21 protein-coding genes and 1 tRNA gene are annotated in these 25,575 nt (G+C 47.7%); 5 read left to right on the top strand and 17 right to left on the bottom strand.

Features of this window, described 5'->3' with window-relative positions; genetic code table 11:
- Positions 1–218 precede the first annotated feature (218 nt).
- A complete protein-coding gene (gene epmA / locus MARGE09_RS12840) occupies positions 219–1,139 on the bottom strand; it encodes an EF-P lysine aminoacylase EpmA (RefSeq protein WP_236982490.1) in 921 nt (306 codons plus the stop codon).
- Positions 1,140–1,239: 100 nt separating this feature from the next.
- Complete coding sequence (efp, locus tag MARGE09_RS12835; RefSeq protein ID WP_236982488.1) at positions 1,240–1,812, bottom strand: elongation factor P; 573 nt, start codon at positions 1,810–1,812, stop codon at positions 1,240–1,242.
- A gap of 44 nt (positions 1,813–1,856) precedes the next feature.
- On the opposite strand from efp, the gene epmB reads away from it, so the two are divergent.
- The 3 genes from epmB to MARGE09_RS12820 all read left to right on the top strand — a co-directional run bounded on the left by epmB (position 1,857) and on the right by MARGE09_RS12820 (position 7,073).
- The gene (gene epmB / locus MARGE09_RS12830) at positions 1,857–2,864 is read left to right on the top strand and encodes an EF-P beta-lysylation protein EpmB (RefSeq protein ID WP_236982486.1); all 1,008 of its coding nucleotides are present in this window, start codon (positions 1,857–1,859) and stop codon (positions 2,862–2,864) included.
- A gap of 166 nt (positions 2,865–3,030) precedes the next feature.
- On the top strand, positions 3,031–4,725 hold the full coding sequence (locus tag MARGE09_RS12825; RefSeq protein WP_236982484.1) for a hypothetical protein: 1,695 nt from the start codon (positions 3,031–3,033) through the stop codon (positions 4,723–4,725).
- Between the two features lie 248 nt (positions 4,726–4,973).
- Positions 4,974–7,073, top strand: a complete 2,100-nt coding sequence (locus MARGE09_RS12820) for an EAL domain-containing response regulator (protein WP_236982482.1) — start codon at positions 4,974–4,976, stop codon at positions 7,071–7,073.
- Positions 7,074–7,148: 75 nt separating this feature from the next.
- Here the strand turns inward: MARGE09_RS12820 and olsF are convergent, their stop codons facing one another.
- Positions 7,149–8,864, bottom strand: a complete 1,716-nt coding sequence (gene olsF, locus MARGE09_RS12815; RefSeq protein ID WP_236982480.1) for a bifunctional ornithine lipid synthase OlsF — start codon at positions 8,862–8,864, stop codon at positions 7,149–7,151.
- A 252-nt stretch (positions 8,865–9,116) separates the two neighbouring features.
- The gene (locus MARGE09_RS12810; protein WP_236982478.1) at positions 9,117–10,238 is read right to left on the bottom strand and encodes a hypothetical protein; all 1,122 of its coding nucleotides are present in this window, start codon (positions 10,236–10,238) and stop codon (positions 9,117–9,119) included.
- A gap of 84 nt (positions 10,239–10,322) precedes the next feature.
- On the opposite strand from MARGE09_RS12810, the gene serB reads away from it, so the two are divergent.
- Complete coding sequence (gene serB / locus MARGE09_RS12805; RefSeq protein ID WP_236982476.1) at positions 10,323–11,573, top strand: phosphoserine phosphatase SerB; 1,251 nt, start codon at positions 10,323–10,325, stop codon at positions 11,571–11,573.
- On the opposite strand, the gene MARGE09_RS12800 is transcribed toward serB, so the two are convergent.
- The 10 genes from MARGE09_RS12800 to alaS all read right to left on the bottom strand — a co-directional run bounded on the left by MARGE09_RS12800 (position 11,570) and on the right by alaS (position 21,413).
- On the bottom strand, positions 11,570–13,423 hold the full coding sequence (locus tag MARGE09_RS12800) for a cation:proton antiporter (protein ID WP_236982474.1): 1,854 nt from the start codon (positions 13,421–13,423) through the stop codon (positions 11,570–11,572). The genes serB and MARGE09_RS12800 overlap by 4 nt on opposite strands.
- Before the next feature lie 89 nt (positions 13,424–13,512).
- Entirely contained in the window at positions 13,513–13,977 is a 465-nt protein-coding gene (locus MARGE09_RS12795) for a hypothetical protein (RefSeq protein ID WP_236982472.1), read from the bottom strand.
- A complete protein-coding gene (locus MARGE09_RS12790; RefSeq protein ID WP_236982470.1) occupies positions 13,967–14,767 on the bottom strand; it encodes a prepilin-type N-terminal cleavage/methylation domain-containing protein in 801 nt (266 codons plus the stop codon). The genes MARGE09_RS12795 and MARGE09_RS12790 overlap by 11 nt, the downstream gene beginning before the upstream one ends.
- Before the next feature lie 6 nt (positions 14,768–14,773).
- On the bottom strand, positions 14,774–15,259 hold the full coding sequence (locus MARGE09_RS12785; RefSeq protein ID WP_236982468.1) for a type II secretion system protein: 486 nt from the start codon (positions 15,257–15,259) through the stop codon (positions 14,774–14,776).
- Positions 15,256–15,708 carry a pilus assembly FimT family protein gene (locus tag MARGE09_RS12780; RefSeq protein ID WP_236982466.1) on the bottom strand — a complete coding sequence of 151 codons (453 nt, stop codon included), beginning with the start codon at positions 15,706–15,708 and terminating at the stop codon, positions 15,256–15,258. Before MARGE09_RS12780 ends, MARGE09_RS12785 begins: the two co-directional genes overlap by 4 nt.
- A gap of 36 nt (positions 15,709–15,744) precedes the next feature.
- Entirely contained in the window at positions 15,745–16,155 is a 411-nt protein-coding gene (locus MARGE09_RS21630) for a type II secretion system protein (protein ID WP_275068721.1), read from the bottom strand.
- A gap of 528 nt (positions 16,156–16,683) precedes the next feature.
- A tRNA-Ser gene (locus tag MARGE09_RS12770) sits at positions 16,684–16,774 on the bottom strand.
- Positions 16,775–17,036: 262 nt separating this feature from the next.
- Positions 17,037–17,240 carry a carbon storage regulator CsrA gene (csrA, locus tag MARGE09_RS12765; protein WP_236982464.1) on the bottom strand — a complete coding sequence of 68 codons (204 nt, stop codon included), beginning with the start codon at positions 17,238–17,240 and terminating at the stop codon, positions 17,037–17,039.
- Positions 17,241–17,428: 188 nt separating this feature from the next.
- Positions 17,429–18,652, bottom strand: a complete 1,224-nt coding sequence (locus MARGE09_RS12760; protein WP_236982462.1) for an aspartate kinase — start codon at positions 18,650–18,652, stop codon at positions 17,429–17,431.
- A gap of 166 nt (positions 18,653–18,818) precedes the next feature.
- Positions 18,819–21,413 (bottom strand): alanine--tRNA ligase, encoded by a 2,595-nt coding sequence (gene alaS / locus MARGE09_RS12755; RefSeq protein WP_236982460.1) that lies wholly within the window; start codon positions 21,411–21,413, stop codon positions 18,819–18,821.
- Positions 21,414–21,806: 393 nt separating this feature from the next.
- On the opposite strand from alaS, the gene nhaB reads away from it, so the two are divergent.
- Entirely contained in the window at positions 21,807–23,318 is a 1,512-nt protein-coding gene (gene nhaB, locus MARGE09_RS12750) for a sodium/proton antiporter NhaB (protein WP_236987366.1), read from the top strand.
- A gap of 24 nt (positions 23,319–23,342) precedes the next feature.
- On the opposite strand, the gene dnaQ is transcribed toward nhaB, so the two are convergent.
- The 3 genes from dnaQ to MARGE09_RS12735 all read right to left on the bottom strand — a co-directional run bounded on the left by dnaQ (position 23,343) and on the right by MARGE09_RS12735 (position 25,453).
- Positions 23,343–24,083: a DNA polymerase III subunit epsilon gene (gene dnaQ, locus MARGE09_RS12745; protein ID WP_236982459.1), complete on the bottom strand. Its 741-nt coding sequence runs from the start codon at positions 24,081–24,083 to the stop codon at positions 23,343–23,345.
- Positions 24,083–24,517, bottom strand: a complete 435-nt coding sequence (gene rnhA, locus MARGE09_RS12740; RefSeq protein WP_236982458.1) for a ribonuclease HI — start codon at positions 24,515–24,517, stop codon at positions 24,083–24,085. Before rnhA ends, dnaQ begins: the two co-directional genes overlap by 1 nt.
- A 63-nt stretch (positions 24,518–24,580) precedes the next feature.
- A complete protein-coding gene (locus tag MARGE09_RS12735) occupies positions 24,581–25,453 on the bottom strand; it encodes a methyltransferase domain-containing protein (RefSeq protein ID WP_236982457.1) in 873 nt (290 codons plus the stop codon).
- Positions 25,454–25,575 lie beyond the last annotated feature (122 nt).

The following is a 25,575-nucleotide window of genomic DNA, read 5'->3' as shown; positions in this document are numbered from 1 at the left end:
CCACAGCTTAATATTGACATGTCTTAAAAAAATGTGATGCAAGGCGTATTAATATAATCGTAGAAATTGAGACATATTTTAAATATTACGCTAAGCGCACAAAAAGGACGTAATACGTCAACAACGAATTAAAAGAATGAAAAAAGACGCTATGGTTATAGTCGAAAACACATTATTAAAAATTAGTGACAATGCGTTTTTTAATAAAAACACTAATTTCACAAACTGAATATCGAGACGTCGCGGATATCGTCAACCGCTTGAAGACACATTAACAATCTGTCTATCCCAAGAGCTATTCCTGCGCATTCAGGTAAGCCAGCCTCTAATGCCGACATTAAATGAGGGTCTATAGGAATCTTAGCTAACCCTCTTTTTTCACGCGCACGATTATCGTCTTCAAAGCGCCGCTTTTGCTCGACGGGACAGGTCAATTCCCAGTAACCATTGGCAAGCTCGATTCCTTGCCAATAAAGCTCGAAACGCTTCGCGACTTTTTCGCCGTGATCGTTAATATCCAATTTAGCCAATGCACACTGCGATGCAGGAAAATCATAGACAATCGTTAAGGGCTGCAAATGGGGCTCTATGCAGAAACTAAAAATAACATCAAGCCATGTGCTTATAGAGTCGTCGCCCCACGTTATCGCTAAATTTTCTTTAGCGTAGCGCGCTAACTCATCGATACTCGCAAGAGCTGGATTAATTCCGGTATAACGCAAAAAAATATCGCGATAGGCAACGCGCTCAACAACACTATTGCAACCTAAATATTGCAACAGCGATTCAAGGTCTGCCATCAATGCTGTGTCGTCAAAGCCTAGCCGATACCATTCAAGCATTGTGAATTCTGGCTGGTGCTTTTTTCCTGCTTCATCGGCCCTATAGGCTTTCGCCATACTATAAATGCTGCCACTACTTTGGGCCAACAAACGCTTCATATAAAACTCTGGCGATGTCTGCAAATAGTGCTGTGCACCATTCACCATGACCGATAAGCCTTGTAAGTGAAGATCTGTCACGGTGTATTGCGACAACGCGGGCACATCCACTTCCATCACTTGATGCCGAAAAAAGTAATCGCGTACTTTTCGAAGCAACTGTGCCCTAGCTTGCAAGCGCCTTACAACATCGCCCATCTTTTAACACCTAATTGATTGACCAAAACTTTTGCATCACAAACAGCAGCCACAAAAAAGGCCAGGGAAACCTGGCCTTTAACGCGCCGTAAAAAAACACTTACTTAGCGTTTGCGCGCCCCAAGTATTCACCCGTACGCGTATCGACTTTAATCACTTCACCCGTGGTTAAAAATAAGGGAACTTTAACAACAGCACCCGTTGTTAAAGTGGCAGGCTTAGTACCACCCTGGGCTGTATCACCTTTTAAACCAGGATCTGTTTCTGCAATTTCCAATTCAACATGGTTCGGCGCAGCAACAGCTAAAGGGGCACCGTTAAACAATGTCACAACGCACACATCTTGCTCTTTTAACCACTTAGCCGTATCGCCAACAGCTGTTAGGTCGGCTTGCACTTGCTCAAAACTTTGCGGGTCCATAAAGTGGAAGAACTCACCATCGTTATAGAGATACTCCATATCTTGATCCATTACATCAGCGGCTTCTAGCTTCTCCCCCGACTTAAAGGTACGCTCCCACACGCGGCCGGAACGCAAGTTACGCAAGCGAACACGGTTAAACGCCTGCCCCTTGCCCGGTTTTACAAATTCGTTCTCCACTATTGAGCATGGGTCGCCATCAAGCATAACTTTCAGCCCGCTGCGAAATTCGTTGGTAGAATAGTCCGCCATTTCACTTCCTCTTCCGGATTCGTTGCACAAATAAAAAGGCGCGTATGATACCCCGAACACAGCAGGCTGCGTATACCCCCAGCTGGCAAGATGAGCTAAAAAACCTAATAACTTGCCCAAAAGCACTTTTTGAAGCACTGGAACTGCCTGTAGAGCATCTCGCTAGCGCTTATAAAGGGGAGGCACTTTTTAGCGTACGCGTCACACGCCCTTTTCTTGCCCGCATGCAAAAAGGGGATCTTAACGACCCACTACTGTTGCAGATTCTACCCGTACAGGCAGAAAACAAAGAAATTGACGGCTACTCTGACGACCCACTAGCCGAGCACCAGCACAACCCGACCCAGGGTGTTATCCATAAATACCACGGCCGCGTGTTATTAATTGCCGCCGGCCAATGCGCCATCAATTGCCGCTATTGCTTCCGCCGTAACTTCGACTACCAAAGTAATAACCCCAGCCGCACACAATGGCTTGAGTCTCTTGATTACATACGCCAAAACACGACGATTAACGAGGTTATTCTTAGCGGCGGCGACCCCTTAGTGCTTGGTGATAGCCAGCTCAATTGGCTTATCGATCAAATTGAAGGTATCTCACACATCACACGTATTCGCTTCCATAGCCGGCTGCCCATTGTATTGCCGCAGCGTATAACCACAGCATTCATTAACAAACTCACTAGCAGCCGGCTTAATCCTATCGTGGTTATTCATTGCAATCACCCCAACGAAATTGACGACGACGTACGCGAAGCGCTGTGCAAGATCAAACAAGCCGGCATCACACTACTCAACCAATCTGTATTACTGGCAGGTATTAACGATACAAGCGACACTTTGGTTGAATTAAGCGAACAACTATTTGACGCAGGCGCCTTACCCTACTATCTACATTTAATGGACAAAGTAAAAGGTGCAGCGCACTTCGATTTGCCCGAAAAGCGCGCGGTAGCTATACATCAAGAGATGCAAGCAGCGTTACCGGGGTTTCTCGTTCCAAAACTGGTACGAGAAATACCTCACAAACCCAATAAAACAAGCATCTTTTAGTCAGAACAGATATCGCTATAATGGCCCACTTCTCAAAATCAGCACAACACACTTTACGCATACATAAAAAAGTGTTTTGCCGATACGGAATGGAATCACAAAAAGTTAGAACATGGCCTTTTGCCAACAGCAAAAAGAAGAAAGACTAATTAAGGCAGCTTATTAAATGACCCACGAGATAGACGTGCAACCACTATTCAAGGCTCTTGAGCTACCCGCGCAAGACATTGAATTACTGGCCTTTTGCGCAAGTAACAAATCTAACCGCGTCACTGAGTGGGTTGATAACCTAAAAACGACACAAACCGTTCAGACCTGTGGCCATTTATACCAAGCCATCCCACAAGTGCTACGCCTTAAAACGCTAGCCACTGAACGCAAAACCATGCTAGACAGCTTATTTCTGGTTGCCTACCCCTGCACACTGTCGCTGGGGAAGGCCTTTTTAAACCAGCCCCTCGCCTTGCCGCAAAACGCACAAAAGGCGGCGGTTTTAGGCCAAACCATTCTTAAAAGCCTCGCGACCGGCTATCTACTAGTACTGCAGAACTTATGCGCAGAAAAAAAGCTAAAGGCAGCACAGCAAGCTGTCGCGGCAGAGGCCACATTCAATGCGCTGCAATGCTTGGCACTAATGCAGCTTCGAAACCAACAGCTCTATAGCCAAGCGTCTCCTGTTATCTGGCGTTATGCCAATGCATTAATACAAGTTGCGGAACACCTAGAGATTGGGCAACTACTTGTTAAACCGCGCTTTTCTGGCCTTAACTCTGCAACACCGTCGCACTGCTACCTGCGCATGGTAGCGCTCGCAGGCGCCCGCCTTAATCAATTAACTCAAATTGATATGAGCCATACCTTTAACGCGCTCGAATTGTGGGCTCAGACGCTTAAATTTTCGCCGACGCCAACAACGTTCTGGATCGATCTTGATTCTAACAACCCACCCATGCTGACCGAGCGCAAAGCGCCGCCCGAAACAGGCCGGTTACTGCACATTGATTTCACAATGCTAACCCAACAATTGGCCAACTTACTCGAAGGCGAGGCCAATGTTATTGGACACGGCCTCGAAATTACCATACCACCCGAAATTAGCTCACCAACAACACTGCACCTCGAAAATGCGTGGGGCAGAAACATTGCCAGGACAAGCAACCGGCACAGCAGCGAACACACCGCCGAAATTGTTGTAGGCTTTCAACAGTGTCACAGCAAACTCAGCGGCTTTGATAACTTTAATGAATTCCTTGGCGAACAAACCCGTGTCGATAAAAACAAAAAGCCTAGCGGGCTATCTAATCTCCTTAGCGCCCTTACCCCTGCCGCCAGCGCCAAAAGCACATCGAACAACGGCGCCACAAGTACCGTTGCACCACTGCGCGTTACAACACAAAACATCAGTAAAGAGGGCTATTGTTTGCAATGGGAGGGCGTTCAGCCCGTTCGCATTGATGCAGGTGATGTTATTGCTATACGCGAGCACGCAAAACGCGACTGGAGCCTCGGTGTTATTCGCTGGATCCGAAAACTTAAAAGCCATTCGTTAATTGGGGTTCAGCTTGTCAGCACCAAAGCACAGGCTGTAGCGGCATCGTGTAATTACGACGATGGCGGCTACTCCGACTTTATGCGCGCCTTCACATTCCCCAATCAGCCGCCTCAAAAAGGCTCCGGGCTACTCACCGCCAACATACTCTTTAGTGAAAACACCAAGATTAAGCTCAAGCTCGATAGCTCAGCTAAGCCCGCGCTCGCCAAACTCACCACCAGCCAGCTCACCACAGGCAAGGTCAAAGCCTTTAATCTACAAGATATCAACGACAGCCAAACTCCAGGCCAAGCTCAACACAAACTTTAACAACCTAGAAACAAGCCAAACTAAAAGCACTTTGGTGCGCGGGCTTTGATACAACACTGGTCTGCCGGCCTGCAATTGAGTACACTCTGTGCCATTTCGTGCAGCGTGTACTATTGAGTACCCGCACCACAAGTAGAGCTAAACTGTAAACTGCATCGAACAATTTACAGACAACAAGACAAAAACACTCAAAGTCACAAGTGGCTTATAGCATTAGCTAAGCCAGAAACCAATTAAAGTAGAGCGGTATGAACGCCAACACTCCAATTCGTTTATTAATTTTGAATGACTCGCGCGACGAGGCTAATCGCCTTGCCAGCATGCTAACCAATGCAGGTAAAACCCCTGATGCACAACATGTAGAAAGCGAAGAAGCGCTTATTAAGGTATTGCAAGAACGCAGCTGGGACCTCCTTATTGGGCATGTGGATACCACCAACCTCACACCAGAAACCGCACTTAAGCAAATTAGAAAGCTCAATAAAGATGTCCCCATGGTGCTCCTTACGGATGAAGAAGGCAGCCTAGCCATTGTTGATGGCCTTAAAAAAGGCGCGTCCGATGTACTACTGGTCGATGAAGATCAACACTTGCTGCAAGTCATCACGCGTGAACTAGAAAACCGCGAATACCGAAGCCAAAGCCGATACGCTCAGCGCAAACTCAAAGATGTTGAACGCCGCAACCAACAATTATTAGATAGCTCAAAAGACGCTATCGCGTTCGTAGAAGACGGCATGTTCTTATACACCAACGACAGTTTTGCCCAGCTACTGGGTTACGCCGATAGAGACGATCTAGAGTGTACGCCCATCATCGATGTCATCGACCCTAGCGACCAAGAAACACTCAGGGACTTTCTCAAGGATGTTGCCACCAAAGGCAACATGCTAGACACACAAGTACTTGCCTTTAAAGTACTCAGCGAAGATGGCCAAAGCAAAACAATTAACGTAGATATCAGCCTTGCCAGCTACGACGACGAAACCTGCGTACAATTATTAGTGCCCGGCGTAGGCAAAAGCCAAGCAAGCGAAAGCAGCGCGCCAAGCACCAGCAAAAGCCCTGATTCAACAACCAACAACAGCAACCTGCTGGATCGCAATAGCTTTGTGGAGAAGCTTTACCGCTCGCTCGATGTCGCCGCCGAAAACGAACAAACCGGCGCGGTTATCCATATTGAAATCGACCAGTTTTTGCCCACAGTGGTACAAAAGGTTGGCGCCCTAGCCGCAGATCGCGTACTGAAAAACATTGGCAACTATTTAAAAACACTGTGCCCCGAAGGCTCAGTAGCTTGCCAGTTTAGCGGAAATGGTTTTCTTGTTTTGGTTGCCAACACACAAGCCAATGCCGCACTGGAAATAGCCGAAACTATTTGCGCTCGCTTGCGCGAGTACTACGTCGATATTGACGGCTCAAGCTTGCAGTTTCAGTTTTTCGTGGGTGCAGGCCTGTTTAGCGAAACCACAACAACGCCAGATACGCCCATTATGCACGCCCTTAAGGCTGGTGAACTTGCGCGGCAAAATGACAGCAAACTTGCCGAGCTTTACGAACCACCACAAGAAGAAGGCGAAGCCACCGCCCGCAGCGATAAAGATTTAGAGCGCTTAATTCAAAAAGCACTCGATAATGGCCGCTTCAAACTGTTATTCCAGCCCATTCTTAGCTTGCGCGGCTCAACGCAAGAGCATTACGAAGTACTTATGCGCATGCTAGATAGCAAGGGCAACGAAATAACACCGGATGAATTTTTGGAAGTGGCCGACAGCATTGGCATAACCGCCAAAATTGATCGCTGGGTTATTTTAGAGGCATTAAAAACACTCACCTCGCACCGCGCCAATGGCCACAATACCCGCTTAATTATCAACCTAAGCAATGCGTCCATCAAAGACAACACCCTTCCCGAATGGCTAGCGATTGCGTTTAAGGCTGCCAAATTGCCCAGCGACAGCCTTGTTTTTCAAATGGGTGAGCCCGAAGTTAATGACCATATTACGCAGGCGAAAACACTGAGCGAGAAACTCACCGACCTAGGCGCTGCTGTTTGCATTAGCCGCTTTGGCTGTGGCGTTAACCCTCTTAATGCGCTGCAGCATGTGCCTGCAAAATACATCAAGATAGACGGCACCTACACACAAGAGCTGCAAGAAGGAAATACTGCGCGCTTTGGCGAGCTGATCAAAGAGCTTCACACCATAGAAAAAGTGACGATTGTGCCCTTCGTTGAAAATGCCAGTGTACTTTCCAAACTTTGGCAGTCTGGCGTTCACTACATTCAGGGCTTTTATTTACAAGCCCCAACCGACAGCATGAATTACGAGTTCGACAGCGACAATTAAACACTAGCGGGTTGCAGCAACAATGTCACAGTAACCATGTCACAGCAACAATACAGTTGCCGCAACCCGCATATATCAAAGTTCAGGAATATAACGCTTACGCTTTGCTTGCTTTAGCCGCGTTACATCAGCCATACACAAGCCATCAAGACAATCACCAAAGTCAGGGTCGATACTAAAAACTAACGAAGCAAAACCGCCAGCCTCAAATATCGACATATACTGCTTAAATAACACGGGTAATTTATACCCCTTGCGCACAAATTCACTTTGCATCACGGCAAGCGCAGCCTCCGCGTCCTTCCCTGAAAACAGCGATTCACATAACGCCTGTGACTCTGGCGCCAACTGATAAGGTACATTAGCCGTCGCTAGCGTATCCTTAAATGCATAATAAGTGCGATAAAAATACACCAGCATATCCATAAGCTCGCGAGGGTAATCCGCACTCATACTCACAGGCCCAACAATGTAACGCGCAGGATAACGGGCCAAGTAAGCGCCTATGCCTTGCCATAAATAATCAAGGCTCGCCTTGCCCCAATAATTTGGACTTACAAAACTACGACCTAACTCAATTGCATCGGCTAAATAAGGCTTAAATTCAGGCTTAAAGGTGTAAAGCGAGCGCGTATAGAAGCCGCACTCCCCTTTTGACGCCAAAATTTTCGCGCCCTCGCCTATGCGATAAGCACCTGCAATTTGCAAGTTTTCTCGATCCCACAATACGAGATGACGATAAATAACATCGAATTTATCAACGTCACGCTTATTACCTGTTCCCTCGCCTACGCGCCGAAAAGCGACTTCCCTAAGGCGCCCAATTTCGCGCATAACAGCAGAATTAGGCCGGTAGTCGACCAAGTAAATACGGTTTCCGTCGCGTGTTTCACCTAGCAGTTCACAGGCTTTTAATTCATTTTGCAGGCACTCTCGTGACTCAGGGTGAGCAATGGTTTTTAGCGTCTGAAAAGGGGTGGACTTATTTTTTCCAACGTTATAAATATATTTACGCAAGCGCTTAACTAAAGCTTTATCGCGTAATTTATCTGTCGACAACGCGGCAGGCGATATAAGTGCGCCCACTTTAAATTTAATGGTTTGCGAGCGCTTGTTAAACATTTCGCGCGGTAGCAATGCTGTGCCAAATGGCTTAAATAGCATCGAAGCACTGTAGAACAATAATGAATTTTTGGCGCCAATATAAACCGGTAAAATAGGCGCACACGCTTTGCGCGAAAAGTGTAAAAAGCCAGACTTCCAAGCACCATCTTTCACCCCAGAAGGTCGCGCCCGGCTCACTTCACCCGAAGGAAAAACAATGACTGCCTGCTCTTGGGATAATGCGGCTTGTACGTTTTTATACGACAGAAGAGCACTACCACCGGCCATATTATCTAGCGGGATAATTAATTCAGCTAGAGCATCAATGCTGGCTAACACATCATTAGCCAAGACCTTTACATCCGACCTCACCTCCCCTATCAATTTGAGCAAAGCTAAGCCATCCAGCGTGCCAATGGGGTGGTTGGCAACAATCACCACGCGCCCTTCGGCAGGAATATTAGCCTTATCACGCGCCGATACACTGTAACTAAAATCGAAGTAGTCAAAAACAGCATCAATAAATTCAAAACCGCCCTTATCAATATTGGAAGCTAAAAAATCATTAACGCTATTCTGGTAGGCCATCCTTTTTAATAATCGCAGCGCCGACTTGCGCACGACAGAAGGCTTATTCGCTAAGAATAAAGGAAATCGGGAATTTACCGTTTGCTCTACATCTAACACTGCCTTTTACCCACAGCCGCTTAAGAAGCCTAAAGGGTAACCGGCAGATTTGACCATTAGATGACAGCAATCAAAGACTAAAGGTAACCATTTAGCCATAAAAAGTAGTGCTCACCCGGAGGGCTGATTGATTGTTTTCTAGGCATTCACGCTCAGGGAGCGCGTGCATAGCCCCTACGGATGGCTTGAGCGGCCGAGAAAAGGATCAATTAGCACGCAATTTCACAGGCTGCTGAAGAGTTACGACTAAAGCTACTTAAGTAACAGTTGCTCAACTTGCTTATCCAGTAGCTTTTGGTAAGCGATATCAAAGCTTTCTAATTGCCACCAATGCCCATCCAAAGGCACCATATTTAAACGTCTCGCCAACGCCTGGCGGTGCTCATCACTCGAAAAATACATCGCAAATGGTGAGGCCGGCCGGGACGTTAAATCATTAAATTCGTCTTGCAAGCCAATCATAGAATCGACCGAAGCCTTCACACAAGCGGGAACAAATGCCGCCTTTACTACCGCCGAGAAAAAAGCCGCCGTGCGAAGGGCGTCATCTTCCGATTGCGCACTGGGAAACAGCGCCACTAGCGCGCCGTCTTGGCTCGCAAGCTCCGGCGCTCGTGCCCACTGGCCTCCATATAAACTCAAAGCCAGCTCTGCCGTTTCGCAAAGTTGGTGCTTTATTTGGCAGGCCAAATCCGCACTTAAAGTTTGCATAAGCCGCGAATAATCGTGAATCTCTAAAACCGCTTGCGCTGTAGCCCGCACAACAAAAGCGTCTGCTGCTGGATCTTCATCCAAAGCCGATACATCGCCTTCCTCCTGCCAATCATCATCCGGCTCCTCTGGTATTTTTTTGCTATTAGGCTCGTATTCAAAAACTGATTCGCGCACCTCCCAAATAGACATCACCGCAACAATACACAACAAACCCGACACAATAATAAGGATCGTCACAATAAGCCCACCCACTAGAGGCGCCCTCATATGCACTGTAATGTAACCCGCTACATTTTGCTGAAAGCCAATGGGGGCCGAATAGGACAGCACGCTAGCCATTTGGTGAGGCGACACAGCATCGCCAGACTGGACAAGCAAATTGTTTTCCACATCATGAATGGTCGCAAATATCACATAAGGGCTTTGAGCCACATCCTGCAGCACAACCTGCAAACTCACCAAGTCGTGATTTAAAGTTGCATCAATAGCCGATTTGGCGGCCATTGATGCGAGATTTTCGCCATAAATAGCGCTCCAATGTTGGTGTGCTTTAGCTCCTTGATACCACCACAAGGCAGCGGCCAACAGCAAAGTTATTGCGGCACCAATTGCCACACAAAATAAAGGCGGCAAATACCGCCCGTGAATTTTAATTCCCATAATATCCTCGAAGGGGATTTTTGCGGCATCGCACATTAGTGACCTGTATAATGCCGCCTTACTTTGATTCTGGTAGTAAAAATCGTGCACGAACTTATTCTGATTACAATAGCCGGTAGCGACCGCCCTGCAGTTACATCAGCGGTTACAGGCATTTTAGCTCGCCATAGTGCCAACATTTTAGATATTGGACAGGCCGTCATACACGACACACTTTCACTTGGCCTTTTAGTTGAATTCTCTGCAGAGCAGGACTCCTCGCCTGCCGTCAAAGAAATTCTCTATGCCATGCACGATCTTGACATGCAGGTGAAATTTCAGCCAATCACCCTTGAGAGTTACGCCGAATGGGTAAGTCACCACGGGAAAAAGCGCCATATCGTCACCTTACTTGCACGGCAAATTACTGCTGAGCAACTGTCTTGCCTTACCGGCATTATGGCCGAACAAGGCTTGAACATCGACAACATTAGCCGCCTTTCAGGCCGAGTTCCACTCGAGTTCGAAGAATCGCACGCGCCACAAAAAGAACGCAATACTAAAGCCTGCGTCGAGTTTTCCGCCCGCGGAGAACCACTATCGCCAAGCAGCCTTAAAGCCGCCTTTACCGAAATGGCATCGCGACTCGATGTAGATATCGCCTTTCAGGCCGATAGTATGTATCGGCGAACCCGCCGATTAGTGTGCTTTGATATGGATTCAACGCTTATCGAAGCTGAGGTTATCGACGAGCTTGCTAAAGCCCAAGGCGTCGGCGATCAGGTTGCCGAAATTACAGAGCAAGCCATGACTGGGCAAATCGACTTTAACGAAAGCTTCGCAAGGAGAATGGCGCTGCTAAAAGGGCTAGACGAAAGCGTACTGGCCGATATCGCCGCCAACCTCCCCATCACCGAAGGCGCCGAGCACCTACTAAAAACCTTAAACAAGCTAGGCTATAAAACAGCGATTTTATCGGGCGGCTTTAATTATTTTGGCCGCTACCTGCAAAAGAAATTGGGCATCGACTACGTTTTTGCCAATGAACTCGAAATTGAAAACGGCAAGGTTACAGGCCGCGTAGTGGGCACTGTCGTCAACGGTGAACGCAAAGCCGAGCTACTTAAAGAGCTTGCCCAAAAAGAAAATATCTCGCTGGAGCAAGTGATTGCCGTTGGCGATGGTGCCAACGACCTTCCTATGCTCAGTATCGCGGGGCTAGGCATTGCTTTTCGCGCCAAACCGCTTGTTAAAGCTAGCGCAAAGCAAGCCATATCAACGCTCGGCTTGGACGCAATTTTGTATCTCATGGGCTTTAGAGACAGAGAAATCAGCTCCCCAGCCCCATCAAATTAGCCAGATTTTTCAGCCGACTCTGCTTTTTTATCAGCCGCCTTATCGGCGGCTTTTTCAGCGGTTTTATCTGCACTTACCAAGCCCAGCACTTGCCAACCCGGCTCCGGCTTTAAGTCACCGCCATCCACAAATAAATACAACCGGCCCTTAGAGTTTAACGCATAAAGCGGCGTTATTTGCCCTTCGCCCTGCGCAATATAATCTTCAAAACCAAACTCATCCGTCAGTTTCGTTTTGCGGATCTCCGCCCCTTTACTCAATAGGCTCGCCAGCTTGGCGTAGGTCATATCAGCATTAAATAAGGTGTTACCACGATGATCCGCAGAGATTTTATGCTTTTCTGTTGACTGCGCCTCTGCGCTGCTGCGCAACGTATAAAGCTCGTCTTTACCAAATTCAGAACGATACCGCATGCTAGCAACCACGTTTAGCTCGCGCTGAGGGGACAAACACAACAAGCGGCCAATACCCACCAATTCGAGCTTTCTGTCGGCGTACTCAGACACAGGGTTACCGTAAAAAGTATCCAGCCCATCCATCCGCGCAGCCCGAATATTATCCCAACTCGAATCCGTTAGTAACACGCGAAACCCCAAGCCACGAAGCGATTTAGCCAAGGTTCTGGCCACTGTATTAGCGCCAATAATAAGGTAACCCCGCGGCGCCGACTCCGCCACACCAAGGGCTTTCGCCACAAACCTAGCCGTTAAGCTTTGCAGTAAAACAGTCCCGATAATAATGCTAAAAGTTATGGGGACGAGTAATTCGGCCTCGGGAACACCGGCGCCCTCTAAACGCAAAGCAAATATGGCAGAAACTGCAGCCGCGACAATACCGCGAGGGGCAATCCAAGCTAATAGCGCCCTCTCGCGCCATGTGACTGGCGTTTTGACAGTGGCAACCAACACCGATAACGGCCGCGCAACAAATTGCAGCACCAGCAATAGCAATAAAACTGGCGTACCCAAAAGCAATAACTGGTTAAGATCAATTCGCGCCGCAAGAATAATAAATAGGCCACTGATTAACACGATAGTGAGGTTTTCTTTGAAGTTTAAAATTTCTTCAATATGAATACCGCGCGTATTGGCCAGCCACATTCCCATAACCGTAACCGCAAGCAAACCCGACTCGTGAGCTAACGCATTGGAACCGGTAAAAACTGCAAATACAAAGGTTAAGGTCGCTAAGTTCAACAGGTAGTTAGGCAATAACCGACGCTTTAAAATTTGCCCCAACAAAAACCCGCACAAACCGCCTAAAAACAACCCCCAAAACACCACTAAAAAAAACAGCTTCATACTATGAGCGAGCGCATGCCCCTCAGAAGCTGTAACAATAAATTCAAACACAACAACCGCGAATAGCGCACCAATGGGGTCGATAACGATACCTTCCCAGCGCAGTATGTTGGCCACTTGCGCGCGCGGCCTAACCGTTCTTAGCAGCGGTACAATTACCGTTGGCCCCGTCACAACCGTGATAGCCCCAAGTAATATACTAATACCCCAGCCAGCATCAAATAGGTAATGAACCGCTAAGCTCACAACAAGCCAGCTGACAAGCGCACCCAAGGTCACAAGCCTGTGAACAACCGTGCCTAACTGTCGCAACTCCTCGACACGCAGCGTTAAACTACCCTCAAACAAAATCACCGCTACGCTTAAAGAAATTAAAGGAAAAAGTAAATCACCAAAAATCTCATCGGGAGCCAACAGATTTAAACCCGGCCCCAATAGAATGCCCGCCAATAGCAAAAATAAAATAGCCGGCAACTTGGTGTACCAAGCGGTCCACTGCGAAGCAAGAGCAACAACAGCAATCATGGCCATAATCAGGGGGGTCGTCATGAAACATTCCTTAATAATGAATACTGAGCGCGATGGTAGCGGCTATCTAACTACGAAGATAGGTGTCTTTTTATTACGCTAGCCACGCATCAATTTGCACGCATATACGATTCAGCCCGAATGCGTCGCCCTGTCGCATACTCTCCACTTCCACAAGCGCTTTGACTGACAATAGCATACAAACTGACATCACCATCAGAACTCAAAGTGACATCACAAGAAACACTCACTTCACAACCTGACACCCCCTGCCCAGACAAGTTAAGCGTTGAGCCATCAACCGATGCGCAAGCCGCACTAACAGCAGCTTGATCCGTATTCGCATAGTAAAGCTCATGCATTGCCTTCTGCACCCCCGCATCAGCAGCATAAAGAGCCTGCGCGTTAAATGCCGAGTAAACCGCCGAAGAGCGGCTTCCCGCCGCCATTTGACTCATCGCTACAGCCAGTGTCGCCGCCCCAACCACAATGAAAAGCGCGAGCGGTATCAGAAAGCCCGACTGTTTATTGGCCGGCGTACACCCTAGAATTTGACGATTCGAATTAGGGCGCATTGCGCACCAACACTCTGCTATTTAGCAGTACACTCTCGCCCCTATCGGCAAACCGCAAAGAAATTAAAAGTGCAGCATTTCTATCTTCACTACCAGAAGTCAATACAAACGCGCTGCCCTCAGCCTCGAGGCTGGCCGACATAAGCACGGAAGTCCCACCTGGCGAAGCGCTGCTGATTCCCCCCGTATCCAAACCATAACCTTCATACCGAATTAGCTGAGAACCGACTATGCAAAAACGCTTAGGTTGCTCGGCCAATAAAAGTCGACGACTCGATGAGTTTCTAAGAAATCGGTGATTTCCCGAAAAAACAGCTTGCGAATACGGGGCAACACCGAAATCACCTGCCGCAATGCGCGCAGAAGGCACTGCAACGGTATATATTTCAGTGCTATCCAAGGGCGCAACCAAAATTTGACTCGGCGTACCGTCTAACAAACTAAATTCCACGGTATCAACACTATCTACGACCGCCTTGTTATTTTCGGCATCCGGAAGCTCTTCGGTATAAAAGGCACCACCAATCAACGGCATAAACTCGACGCAATCACCACCAGTACTCACCCGCAAAGAATTCGGAACAGACATGCGCAACTGCCGCGCCAACTGCTCCATTGTGACCGTGCCACGCTGAACCAATGTGGAGCGCAATTGCGCCTTCTGATACTGATCAACAACGCTAACGACAAAACCACCACCAACAACCGATGTAATAGCAAGCACAACGATCACTGCAATAAGCTCAACCAGCGTAAATCCGCCGTTGTCCTGCTGCACAGATCTAAACATGATCACTCAGTAATTCGCTTTGTAGGCAGCCAAAGCCACCTGATTACCGTCGGGCATACCGACGATAACAGTAATTTTTCTTGCCATCGAAGCGGCAAGCCCTAAATCGCCACCTGCCTCAGTAACAGTAATGGATATGGGATAGTTAGCATCGGAATTATCGGTATACCCGTTAAAATCACCAACATCATCATAGCCCGCATCAGCAGTAATCCCCACGCAAGCTTCTCCTTGCGCCGAACCGCACGCGGGAATGCCGCCTGAGGGCGTATTTTCATCAAAACGCCGAGCTAACACGTCGTCTAAAGCCGCTTTGGCTAATTCTGTGGCGCGCACACGCACAATAGGGTCAACAGTGTTCACCACCGCTTGCCCATATATCTGCATCACAGCAACAAATGCCAAGTTGATAACAACTATAAAAACAATAACCTCAATCAAGGTTACCCCGCGCTGGGCAGTTTTCAACGGACGCAAAGCAAAGAGGCTCATTGCGCAAACCCTGAAGCTGAGACAGCAATAGAAACGGACTTAGAAGATTTGCTAACAGAAATGTTAGCTGCAGTAGTTTCACCGAGGGAGTCATAATCTAACGTGTGGGTAGAGACCTGAACACTACTCACTAGTGTCAGAGGGTACTGCACAGCCCCCACACGAATGCTTTCAGAAGAAGGGAAAAGGCCATCTGCATTTTCATCCATTCGGACATCAACCACCCCGCCCAGCAAAGTAACGCGAATATCGTAAGGCGTAAACAATGCCTTCTGCTGCGCATGGAACAAAGCCGCAACCACTTGATCCCGCGCCGATTGTAATTCGAACAAAGAGCTTGGCATCAACCTTACTATTGCTGTTGCCGATATAATCGACACAATCACCATCACTGCAATCAACTCTATGAGCGAAAAACCCTTTTGTCTTTTGCAGTGATTGATGAACATACGCCATCCTTGAGCATTTCAATTCACTATAGCGTATTAGTTACCACCAGTAGCGCCAATAATGACAAACGTAGCCGTTTTGCTATTTGTACCCGTTAACGTACAGGTGCGCGTTTCACCAGCTGTGAGATCTTCAGCGCCAGTAGCAATACTATAGCCCGTGGGCAAAGCACCATTCTGTAATAGCTTACCAGCATCGTCACAGTCATCAACAGTAAAGAACGGGTCTGCACCCACCGTCGTTAAACCCGCCGCTACCGCAACTGCGACCGCATGGTTTAGCGCCGAAGCACTTTCAATACTACCTGCCACACCGTTGACAGCAGCCTGTGAGGCCTCGTCTTGTAAATTTACAAAACGCGGAACCGCAGTTGCAGCCAAGATCCCCAAAATCACAATTACTGCGACCAACTCAATTAATGTAAAACCTGATTGTTGCTTACCCATGAATTTATCTCCAAAGTAAATCGTAAAACGTGCTAATAAGCCCATTTAACTTGGTGACAATTTTGTGCGAACCTTACATCGCTAAGTGCAATTCAAGGTAAACTCATCTAACCGTCATCCTAGGCATCGTCCTGATAGCACCACGTTCAACTTCCCTTTAATCCAAGCTTAGACGCAATTTAAGCAACGCCAAGTTAGGCAAAATCGGGGTGGCGACAAACGGCAACCGCGGGTAAGAACAAACAATCAAGCAGCATCAAGGAAAACTATACTTTGGTTATAAATGATAACTTTGGAGATCAAATAAAGCGGCAATAAGCACTAGCGCATATAAAAAAGCGTTCAAAATAACCAGAGATTAAAAAATGCTCAGACATAAGAACTTTTAACGCTATTGAAAAAAAATGCGCTATGACGACAAAAGGAGCATAAAAAAAACAAAAGGACTTAAAAACAGATAAATAACCAGCAGCTAATTAAGCTTTATAGGGTATTAACTAAAGAGTTTGAAAAAGGAAGGATAAAAAATGGCGGAGAGGGAGGGATTCGAACCCTCGATACCGGGTTAGGGTATACTCCCTTAGCAGGGGAGCGCCTTCGGCCACTCGGCCACCTCTCCGCGTACTTGATCAAAAACAACCAAGAATGTGATAAAGCTTATTAAAGGTAAGTCCCTGATTTGATAATCATTTCATTACCTTGCCGCCTTACCGACAATGGCGCGCATAATATCAAGATTTTCATAAAAATCAAATATTAACGTGCACTATAGATAAAAAAATTCCCCACTAGAGTTATCCAGTGAGGAATTTACGTAATGCAACTGCATTTTTTGATATTCAGCCAATAAAAACTATCGCGTCACACCAAAAAAACGCCTATTAACTATTACCAGGCTCTGGTGCCTGATCTTGTAAGGCTTTTTCACGCTGGATACGCTGATAGATCTCTTCACGGTGTACAGCAATCTCTTTCGGCGCGTTAACGCCGATACGCACCTGATTACCTTTAACACCCAAAACAGTCACAGTGACATCATCACCGACCATTAATGTTTCACCGATACGGCGAGTTAAAATTAACATAGTTGTTTCTCCTTTTGTTCATCCTGTGAGTTTGTCAGCTTTTACGGCTTGGCAGCTAACCACGGCCTTACTTGCCGACCCGTTATTTTGTTAGTATAGATAAGATCATTTTTTGATCAATTATTTTCGGATCAACAGCCTACCACCCCAAAGGGGAATCGCGGTATTAGCTACCGCGAATGCACGTTCTAAGCAGCATCCAAGTCGAATGCTGAATGCAAGCAGCGAACTGCCAGCTCTAAATACTTTTCTTCAATAATCACTGAAATCTTAATTTCCGATGTCGTAATCAATTGAATGTTGATATTTTCTGCCGCTAGCGCGTTAAACATTGTAGAGGCCACGCCAGCATGGGAACGCATGCCAACGCCCACAACAGATACTTTAACAATGGTGTCGTCACCCACTACTTCACGAGCATTTAAGTCTTTAGCTACGCTTTCGAGTACGGCTTTGGCTTTTTCTAACTCGTTACGGTGAACCGTAAAGGTAAGATCATTAGTATTATCGGCAGCCATATTTTGCACGATAACATCAACTTCTATATTAGCCTCACCGATTGGCGCTAGTATTTTAGACGCGACGCCCGGCGAGTCGGGAACTCCACGAATAGAAAGCTTCGCCTCATCACGGTTAAAAGCAATGCCAGATACTACCGGTTGCTCCATATCTGAAATTTCCTCATCAATTGTAATCAACGTGCCAGGGCCATCTTTAAAGCTTGATAGCACACGCAACGGCACTTGGTATTTACCCGCAAATTCAACGGCTCTAATCTGTAGCACCTTTGAACCTAAACTGGCCATTTCCAGCATTTCTTCAAAAGTAATTTTTTCTAGGCGACGCGCCTTTTCAACTACTCGAGGGTCTGTAGTATACACACCATCTACATCGGTATAGATCTGACACTCATCAGCCTTTAAAGCGGCGGCAAGTGCCACACCCGTAGTATCAGAGCCGCCGCGCCCCAAAGTTGTGATATTGCCGTCAAGGTCAACGCCTTGGAAGCCCGCAACGACAACCACGCGCCCAAGCTCAAGATCGGCACGCATATTAGCGTCGTCGATATCCTGAATGCGCGCTTTAGTATGGGAGTTGTCTGTAAGTATACGCACTTGGCCACCAGTGTAAGATCGCGCATCTTGCCCTTTAGCCTTTAATGCCATACACAACAACGCGATAGTGACCTGCTCACCCGTAGAGACGAGAACATCCAGCTCGCGAGCGTCAGGCGTCGACTGCATGGCACCAGCCAAGCCAATCAGCCGATTGGTTTCGCCGCTCATAGCCGACACAACAACAACAATGTCGTGACCGGCCTTACGGAAACCGATGACTTTATCAGCCACAGCCTGAATGCGCTCCACCGTACCTACCGAGGTGCCGCCGTATTTTTGAACAATTAAGCTCATTGCACTATAAACCTTTTTATTACACCACCCAGTGGATTCGTTAACGCTGCATTGGTACCGAACGGCGCTGCTTCACACAAACAGCGCTGCGCATGCAAAAAAACGCGCCAATTAAACACCAATTTCGACTGTTTGTTAATCTTTAATTACAAACACCAAAAATTCTTTAAGCCTGTTTTTCAACCCAATCAACCACGCCCGCAATGGCCTGATCCAAGTTGTCTGCAACAGGACACGCACCTCTGGCCATATCTGGCCGGCCACCACCTTTACCGCCCACTTTCTGCGCGAAATCACGAATTAAGTCACCCGCTTTATAGCGTTTTGATTCAGCTTTGGTGACCCCAGCAATCAAGCTCGCTTTATCGTCATCAACATTAACCAGCAGCACCACACCCGCACCTAATTTGTTTTTAAGCTGATCGACCGCATCTAACTGAGCATTAGCGTCCAAGCCCTCAGTGCGTTTAGCAAGCACCTTAATGCCATTAACCTCCACAGCCTCGCTCAACCACTCAGTCGCCGCATACCCCGCTAAGCGTCCCTTAAGGGAAGTAACTTCTTTCGTTAGATCTTTTTGAGCTTGTATTAAAGCTGAGAGTTTTTCAGATAATTGCTCTGGCGACGCTTTTAGTTGCGCAGAAGCCGCCGCCAGCTGACGATCCAATTGCGCAACATAGTCTAGCGCTTGCTCGCCAGTAACCGCTTCTATACGACGAACCCCCGCAGCAATGCCAGCTTCAGAAATAATTTTGAATAGCCCTATATCGCCCGTACGCTTAACGTGTGTACCACCACATAGCTCGATGGAGAAGTCTTCAACACCCATCGACAATACGCGAACCGTATCGCCATACTTCTCACCAAATAGCGCCATTGCACCTTTAGCCTTTGCCTCTTCCATATTACAAAGCTGCGTCTCAACCGGTGTGTTTGCACGAATCTGCTGATTCACTAAAAGCTCCACCGCCGATAGCTCGTCAGTCGTGAGCGCTTCGAAGTGAGCAAAGTCAAAGCGCAAACGCTTAGAGTCAACCAAAGACCCCTTCTGAGCAACATGCTCGCCTAGCACCTGCCGTAAAGCAGCATGCGCCAGGTGCGTGGCCGAATGGTTCAAGGCCGTTGCCTCGCGAACCGCAGCATCAACAATAGCTGTCGCAGTAGTACCTACCGCCAAGCTGCCCTTTTGCAGCACGCCAATATGCAGAAAATGATCGCCCGCTTTACGACAATCATGCACCTCGAAACGCGCATCACCGACCGTCAAATAACCAGTATCGCCAACTTGGCCACCAGAATTAGCGTAAAACGCCGTGCGATCTAGCACCACGCTCAAGCTATCGCCAGCCGTCGCAGACTCCGCGGGCTCACCATCAACTACTAAGGCAACAATTCGGCCATCTACCGCTAAATTTTCATATCCCTCGAACCGCGTTTGCCCTTCCAAGTTAAGCGTCTTGGTGTAATCCACCTGAAATTGATCTCCACCGGCAGACGCTTTTTGAGCTTTCATTAGCTCCTCATAGGCTGGCAAATCAATGCTCAAATCGCGCTCGCGCGCGATATCATTCGTTAAGTCGACAGGGAAACCAAATGTATCATGCAATTTAAAAACAAGATCGCCAGGAAGCACCGTTCCATCTAGCTTTGTAAGCTGCTCTTCAAGGATTTTCATCCCCTTATCTAACGTTTTAGCAAACTGCTCTTCTTCTGTGCGAAGCACCTTTTGCACCTGTGCTTGCGCCTTAACTAAATCGGGGTAAGCGCCGCCCATTTGCTCAACAAGCGCAGGCACCAAGTCAGCGAAGAACAAACCTTTTTGCCCCAACTTATGACCATGCCGAATAGCACGCCGAATAATCCGGCGCAGCACATACCCTCGCCCCTCATTAGAAGGAATAACACCGTCGGCAACTAAAAAGCCACACGAACGAATATGGTCCGCAATAACGCGTAACGATTTGTGCTGCAAATCGTTACAGTTGCAACGCTCCGCCGCCGCTTTAATCAAAGCTTGAAAAATATCGATTTCGTAGTTGGTGTGGACGCCTTGCTTAATCGCCGATATGCGCTCTAACCCCATGCCGGTATCAACAGATGGCTTTGGCAGCGCAATTAACTCGCCGCTTGCTTGGCGCTCGTACTGCATAAAAACGAGATTCCAAATCTCAATATAACGATCGAGATCATCGTTTTCGCTGCCAGGAGGCCCTCCAGGCACATCGGCGCCATGATCATAAAATATTTCAGAGCTGGGTCCACAAGGGCCGGTGTCACCCATTTGCCAAAAATTGTCTTCATCTAAGCGAGAGAACCGCTCAGGGCTAACGCCCACTTCTTTTTGCCAAATATCAGCAGCTTCGTCATCGCTAATATGTACCGTGACCCATAGCTTTTCGGGCGGTAACGCCATAACTTTTGTTAAAAATTCCCACGCAAAGAAAATAGCATCGCGCTTAAAGTAATCGCCAAAGCTAAAATTCCCTAGCATCTCAAAAAAGGTATGATGCCTTGCGGTATAACCAACGTTTTCTAGATCGTTATGCTTACCGCCAGCACGCACGCAACGCTGTGAGCTAGTTGCCCGCGAATAATCACGCTGCTCGCTACCGAGAAACACATCTTTAAACTGATTCATTCCGGCGTTGGTGAACAGCAATGTAGGGTCATTTCCAGGCACCAAAGAACTGCTCGCCACCACTTGGTGACCTTTACTAGCAAAAAAATCTAGGAATGCCTGACGAATTTCAGAACTCTGCATGAATAAAGTCTCGACTAAAGCTACTGCATAACCCGCCATAAACGCGGGCGCAAAAGGGCGACAGTATAAGGCTTAGATAAGCATTTCGCACTAGCCGCTCACACGCGATGGCGTGAGGCAGCCCAATTTAACGCTCACCGCAGCAAAGCCACATCAAATAGGCTATTTTCTATACAAGAAGCGCCGTTTTGGCGGGCCAATGCTTGCTTTTTAAGAAAAGCACGGTATTTTCGCCGCCTAATATTGGGGGTTCTGTATTTCAGGCTGGATATGCAACTTGCCGCGATGCACTTTCGCATTGTAATCGCCGCACTTTTTCGAAATGTTATGGAAGAAGTATTAAGGACACGAACAACTACCAACGCAACAACGACGCAACCTAGAGATATCGCAATGGCACAACCATCGCTACTTTCCGCATTTTGGCAAAATTTTTTAGGGCCATGCTCTAACTGGTACAAGCAAACCATTATTGCTTTTCTTCTTATTAACCCCGTTATCGTCGCAATAGACCCTTTTATTGCCGGCTGGGTTTTAATTATAGAATTTATTTTCACTCTTGCGATGGCGCTTAAATGCTACCCACTGCAGCCCGGAGGGCTACTCGCTATAGAGGCCGTTATACTCGGGCTTACCAGCGCAGAATCGGTATATCACGAAGTCGTTTCCAACTTCCCCGTCATCTTACTGTTGATGTTTATGGTTGCTGGCATCTACTTCATGAAGGATTTGCTGCTCTTTACGTTCACCAAAATCCTGCTCGGCGTCCGCTCAAAAATGCTGTTGTCGGCCATATTTTCTATTATGGCCGCCATACTATCGGCATTTTTAGATGCTTTAACTGTAACGGCTGTACTCATCAGTGTCGCTGTCGGCTTTTATGCGGTTTATCACCGCGCGGCCTCGGGTTTGAATAACCAAGCGGCCGATCACGACCACTCTGACGATAATAGTGTTGTGGAGTTACACCGTTCAGATCTTGATCAGTTTAGGGCCTTTTTAAGAAGCTTAATTATGCACGGCGCTGTCGGCACCGCTTTAGGTGGTGTTTGCACTTTGGTCGGCGAGCCACAAAATTTGCTCATCGCCGAAAAAGCCGGCTGGGACTTTGCCGAGTTTTTCCTCAGAATGGCGCCTGTTTCCATTCCATCAGCAATTGCCGGTGTCATGACATGCTTAATACTAGAAAAAACAAAAGCTTTTGGCTACGGCGCCGAGCTCCCTGACAGTGTGCGAACCATTCTTAATGATTTTGCCAAAAAACAAGATGCGCAACGCACCAATATCGATACGGCAAAACTTATCATTCAAGCCATTGGCGCCCTGATTTTGGTTGTAGGCTTAGCACTCCATTTAGCTGAGGTTGGCTTAATCGGATTGATGATTATTGTCATTTTGACCGCCTTTACAGGCGTTGTAGAGGAGCATCAAATTGGCCATGCTTTTGAGGAGGCCCTGCCCTTTACATCCCTGCTAGTCGTATTTTTTGCCGTTGTTGCTGTTATCCATGAGCAACATTTATTTTCCCCCATTACCCACGCAGTACTTGCACTAGAAGACAGCGCAGAGGCGCCAATGCTATTTATTGCAAATGGGGTCTTATCGATGATTAGCGATAACGTCTTCGTCGCCACGGTGTACATCAACGAGGTGCAAGAAGCACTAGAAGCAGGGGAAATTAGCCGAGATCACTTCGAGCATTTAGCGATAGCCATCAACACCGGTACCAACCTACCCAGCGTTGCCACCCCCAACGGCCAAGCGGCATTTCTATTCTTGCTAACGTCGGCACTTGCCCCGCTTATTAGGTTGTCCTACGGCCGTATGGTCTTAATGGCGCTGCCCTATACCGTCGTGCTAAGTGTTGTTGGGGTATCTTGCGTCACCTTACTGGTTAGCGGTTAAATCACTCGAATTTAATGGGCAGACCTAAAGCTCCTGCCCTTCATTTCGCAACCAAATGCACTGCTCACCAGAGGCTTTTTGAATCGCCTCGAGCTTTTTTTGATGCGCCTCGAGTTCAGTAGCATCAGCACGAATCACGGGCAACGCGATGCGGCTCATATCGAGTCGCTTGATGGTCTCGACATTATTACTACCACTGTCGTTATCGTCCTCGCCTTCATCCGCACTTAATGCAAGGGCCCGCTGGCCGCCCGTCATTAACAGGTAAACGTCGGCTAATATCTCTGCATCCAATAATGCGCCGTGCAAATCCCGCTGCGAGTTATCAACTCCGTAACGCTTACATAGTGCATCCAAGTTATTTTTTTGCCCTGGATGCTTGTAACGCGCCATCGCTAGCGTGTCTAAAATACTGCAAAAATCAGCAGTTTTGCCAAGCCCTCTATTAAGCAAAGCAAATTCGTGATCCATAAAGCCAACATCGAACGGCGCATTATGGATAACCAACTCTGCTCCAGCGATAAACTCGCGAAACTCATCGACTACTGCCGCAAAAACAGGTTTGGTCGCAACAAACTCGTTAGTGATGCCGTGCACCGCCATTGCACCTTCATCAATTTCCCGCTCGGGATTAATGTATTGATGATAGTGCCGCCCGGTTAACCGCCGATTAACCAGTTCCACACAACCTATTTCAATAATCCGGTGCCCCTGCTTGGGCTCCAAGCCTGTTGTTTCTGTATCTAATACTACCTGGCGAGACATTAACGCAACTCCTCAACGCCGCGATTCGCTAGCCGGTCGGCGAGCTCGTTTTCTGGGTGACCACTGTGGCCTTTAACCCAAAACCAGCTGACACTATGACGAGCGCACTGCTCGTCCAATGCTTGCCATAACTCAGCATTTTTTACAGGCTTTTTGGCTGCCGTTTTCCAGCCGTTTTTCTTCCAGTTTTTTAGCCACTCAGTAATACCTTTGCGAACATATTGCGAATCGGTCGTCAATTTAACTTCGCAAGGCTCACTTAAAGCTTTCAAGCCTTCAATCGCAGCCATTAGCTCCATTTGATTATTGGTCGTGTTTTTTTGGCCACCGTGCAGGTGCTTTTCATGCTCGCCAAAGCGCAACACTGCTCCCCAGCCACCGGGGCCTGGGTTCCCCTTGCAGGCACCGTCTGTATACATTTCAATTTTTTTCAAAAGTCACTTCTTAGAATATTATTTATAGAAAACCTGCAAAGCCCAACCCGCGCGACCCGCCCATTATGAGTCTCTAGGCGTATCGGCTGCTTGTTTGTTTGCAATGTCTCGAATCAAGCTCAGGCGGGCAGCACCTTTTGCAGTAATGGGCCGCGGCGCTATTTTAACCCCTTTCACACCATTGAGGATTTGCGTATCCCAAGCTGGCTTAATAGGCCGAATGCTAGCCACTGTTTTACGCGCGACAATACAGTAAAAGTGCCCAAAAGGCAGCTGGGTATTACGGTATAAGCTAGCCCCAATTTTGCTTTCTCTAGCAGACATCAACGGCGTTAGACTGTGCCCCAGATAGGTTTCTTTCGCCTCAAACCCTAACAGCTTTAACCAGTCGGTAATCCGGTGGCTTGCCAAGCTATGGCGAAGCCAGAATGGGCTAATGTTAGCAAGCTGAGCAAAAGGCTTTATTGCCCCCGTTAAACTGACAGGGTCAAAGCCCACAATGACTATATGGCCATGAGCAATAGTGACTCGACTTACTTCACTCAGTAGCTGGTGCGGGTTTTCAGAAAAGTCCAGCGCATGATGAATCAAAGTCACATCCACGCTTTCATCTGCAAGCGGTAAAGCTTCGAAATGGCTGGCCAATTCTGCTGGTTGCTTAGCATCGAAGCTCACTCGGCAACAGTGACAAATACGGCTGCTTTTGTAGAGCATTTCGTTGGGGAGTGCGCTCATTTGCAGTAAATGATAGCCAAACAAACAGCTTAGAGCCTTATCAATTTCTTGTTGCTCACGCGCCAAAATCCGCTGCCCCGTAGCGCTCGAAAACCATTTTTGCAAAGCCGCCGAGGTATGCGTGAGCCCCACCACTTGCTGCCGGCGACGCACTGTGTGCGCCAACTGCTTCGCCCAACGCATATGTCGAAATAACGGCATAATGCCTCCTCGCCATTGTTGACGTAGTGTGAGATAGACTCCAAGTTTAACGCGCTATATCGGTAAAGTCACAGACCGCAAGGTTGTTAAACACAACACTAGTATGCATGGCGGCTATAATA

Origin of the sequence: Marinagarivorans cellulosilyticus (assembly GCF_021655555.1) — a bacterium.
Lineage (GTDB): Bacteria > Pseudomonadota > Gammaproteobacteria > Pseudomonadales > Cellvibrionaceae > Marinagarivorans > Marinagarivorans cellulosilyticus.
This window is presented reverse-complemented; position numbering and strand designations above follow the sequence as displayed.

Coding starts and splice junctions, on each gene's coding strand:
- epmA (WP_236982490.1), bottom strand. CDS start 1,139: ATGGGCGATGTTGTAAGGCGCTTGCAAGCTAGGGCACAGTTGCTTCGA.
- efp (WP_236982488.1), bottom strand. CDS start 1,812: ATGGCGGACTATTCTACCAACGAATTTCGCAGCGGGCTGAAAGTTATG.
- epmB (WP_236982486.1), top strand. CDS start 1,857: ATGATACCCCGAACACAGCAGGCTGCGTATACCCCCAGCTGGCAAGAT.
- MARGE09_RS12825 (WP_236982484.1), top strand. CDS start 3,031: ATGACCCACGAGATAGACGTGCAACCACTATTCAAGGCTCTTGAGCTA.
- MARGE09_RS12820 (WP_236982482.1), top strand. CDS start 4,974: ATGAACGCCAACACTCCAATTCGTTTATTAATTTTGAATGACTCGCGC.
- MARGE09_RS12810 (WP_236982478.1), bottom strand. CDS start 10,238: ATGGGAATTAAAATTCACGGGCGGTATTTGCCGCCTTTATTTTGTGTG.
- MARGE09_RS12800 (WP_236982474.1), bottom strand. CDS start 13,423: ATGACGACCCCCCTGATTATGGCCATGATTGCTGTTGTTGCTCTTGCT.
- MARGE09_RS12795 (WP_236982472.1), bottom strand. CDS start 13,977: ATGCGCCCTAATTCGAATCGTCAAATTCTAGGGTGTACGCCGGCCAAT.
- MARGE09_RS12790 (WP_236982470.1), bottom strand. CDS start 14,767: ATGTTTAGATCTGTGCAGCAGGACAACGGCGGATTTACGCTGGTTGAG.
- MARGE09_RS12785 (WP_236982468.1), bottom strand. CDS start 15,259: ATGAGCCTCTTTGCTTTGCGTCCGTTGAAAACTGCCCAGCGCGGGGTA.
- MARGE09_RS12780 (WP_236982466.1), bottom strand. CDS start 15,708: ATGTTCATCAATCACTGCAAAAGACAAAAGGGTTTTTCGCTCATAGAG.
- MARGE09_RS21630 (WP_275068721.1), bottom strand. CDS start 16,155: ATGGGTAAGCAACAATCAGGTTTTACATTAATTGAGTTGGTCGCAGTA.
- csrA (WP_236982464.1), bottom strand. CDS start 17,240: ATGTTAATTTTAACTCGCCGTATCGGTGAAACATTAATGGTCGGTGAT.
- MARGE09_RS12760 (WP_236982462.1), bottom strand. CDS start 18,652: ATGAGCTTAATTGTTCAAAAATACGGCGGCACCTCGGTAGGTACGGTG.
- alaS (WP_236982460.1), bottom strand. CDS start 21,413: ATGCAGAGTTCTGAAATTCGTCAGGCATTCCTAGATTTTTTTGCTAGT.
- nhaB (WP_236987366.1), top strand. CDS start 21,807: ATGGCACAACCATCGCTACTTTCCGCATTTTGGCAAAATTTTTTAGGG.
- dnaQ (WP_236982459.1), bottom strand. CDS start 24,083: ATGTCTCGCCAGGTAGTATTAGATACAGAAACAACAGGCTTGGAGCCC.
- MARGE09_RS12735 (WP_236982457.1), bottom strand. CDS start 25,453: ATGCCGTTATTTCGACATATGCGTTGGGCGAAGCAGTTGGCGCACACA.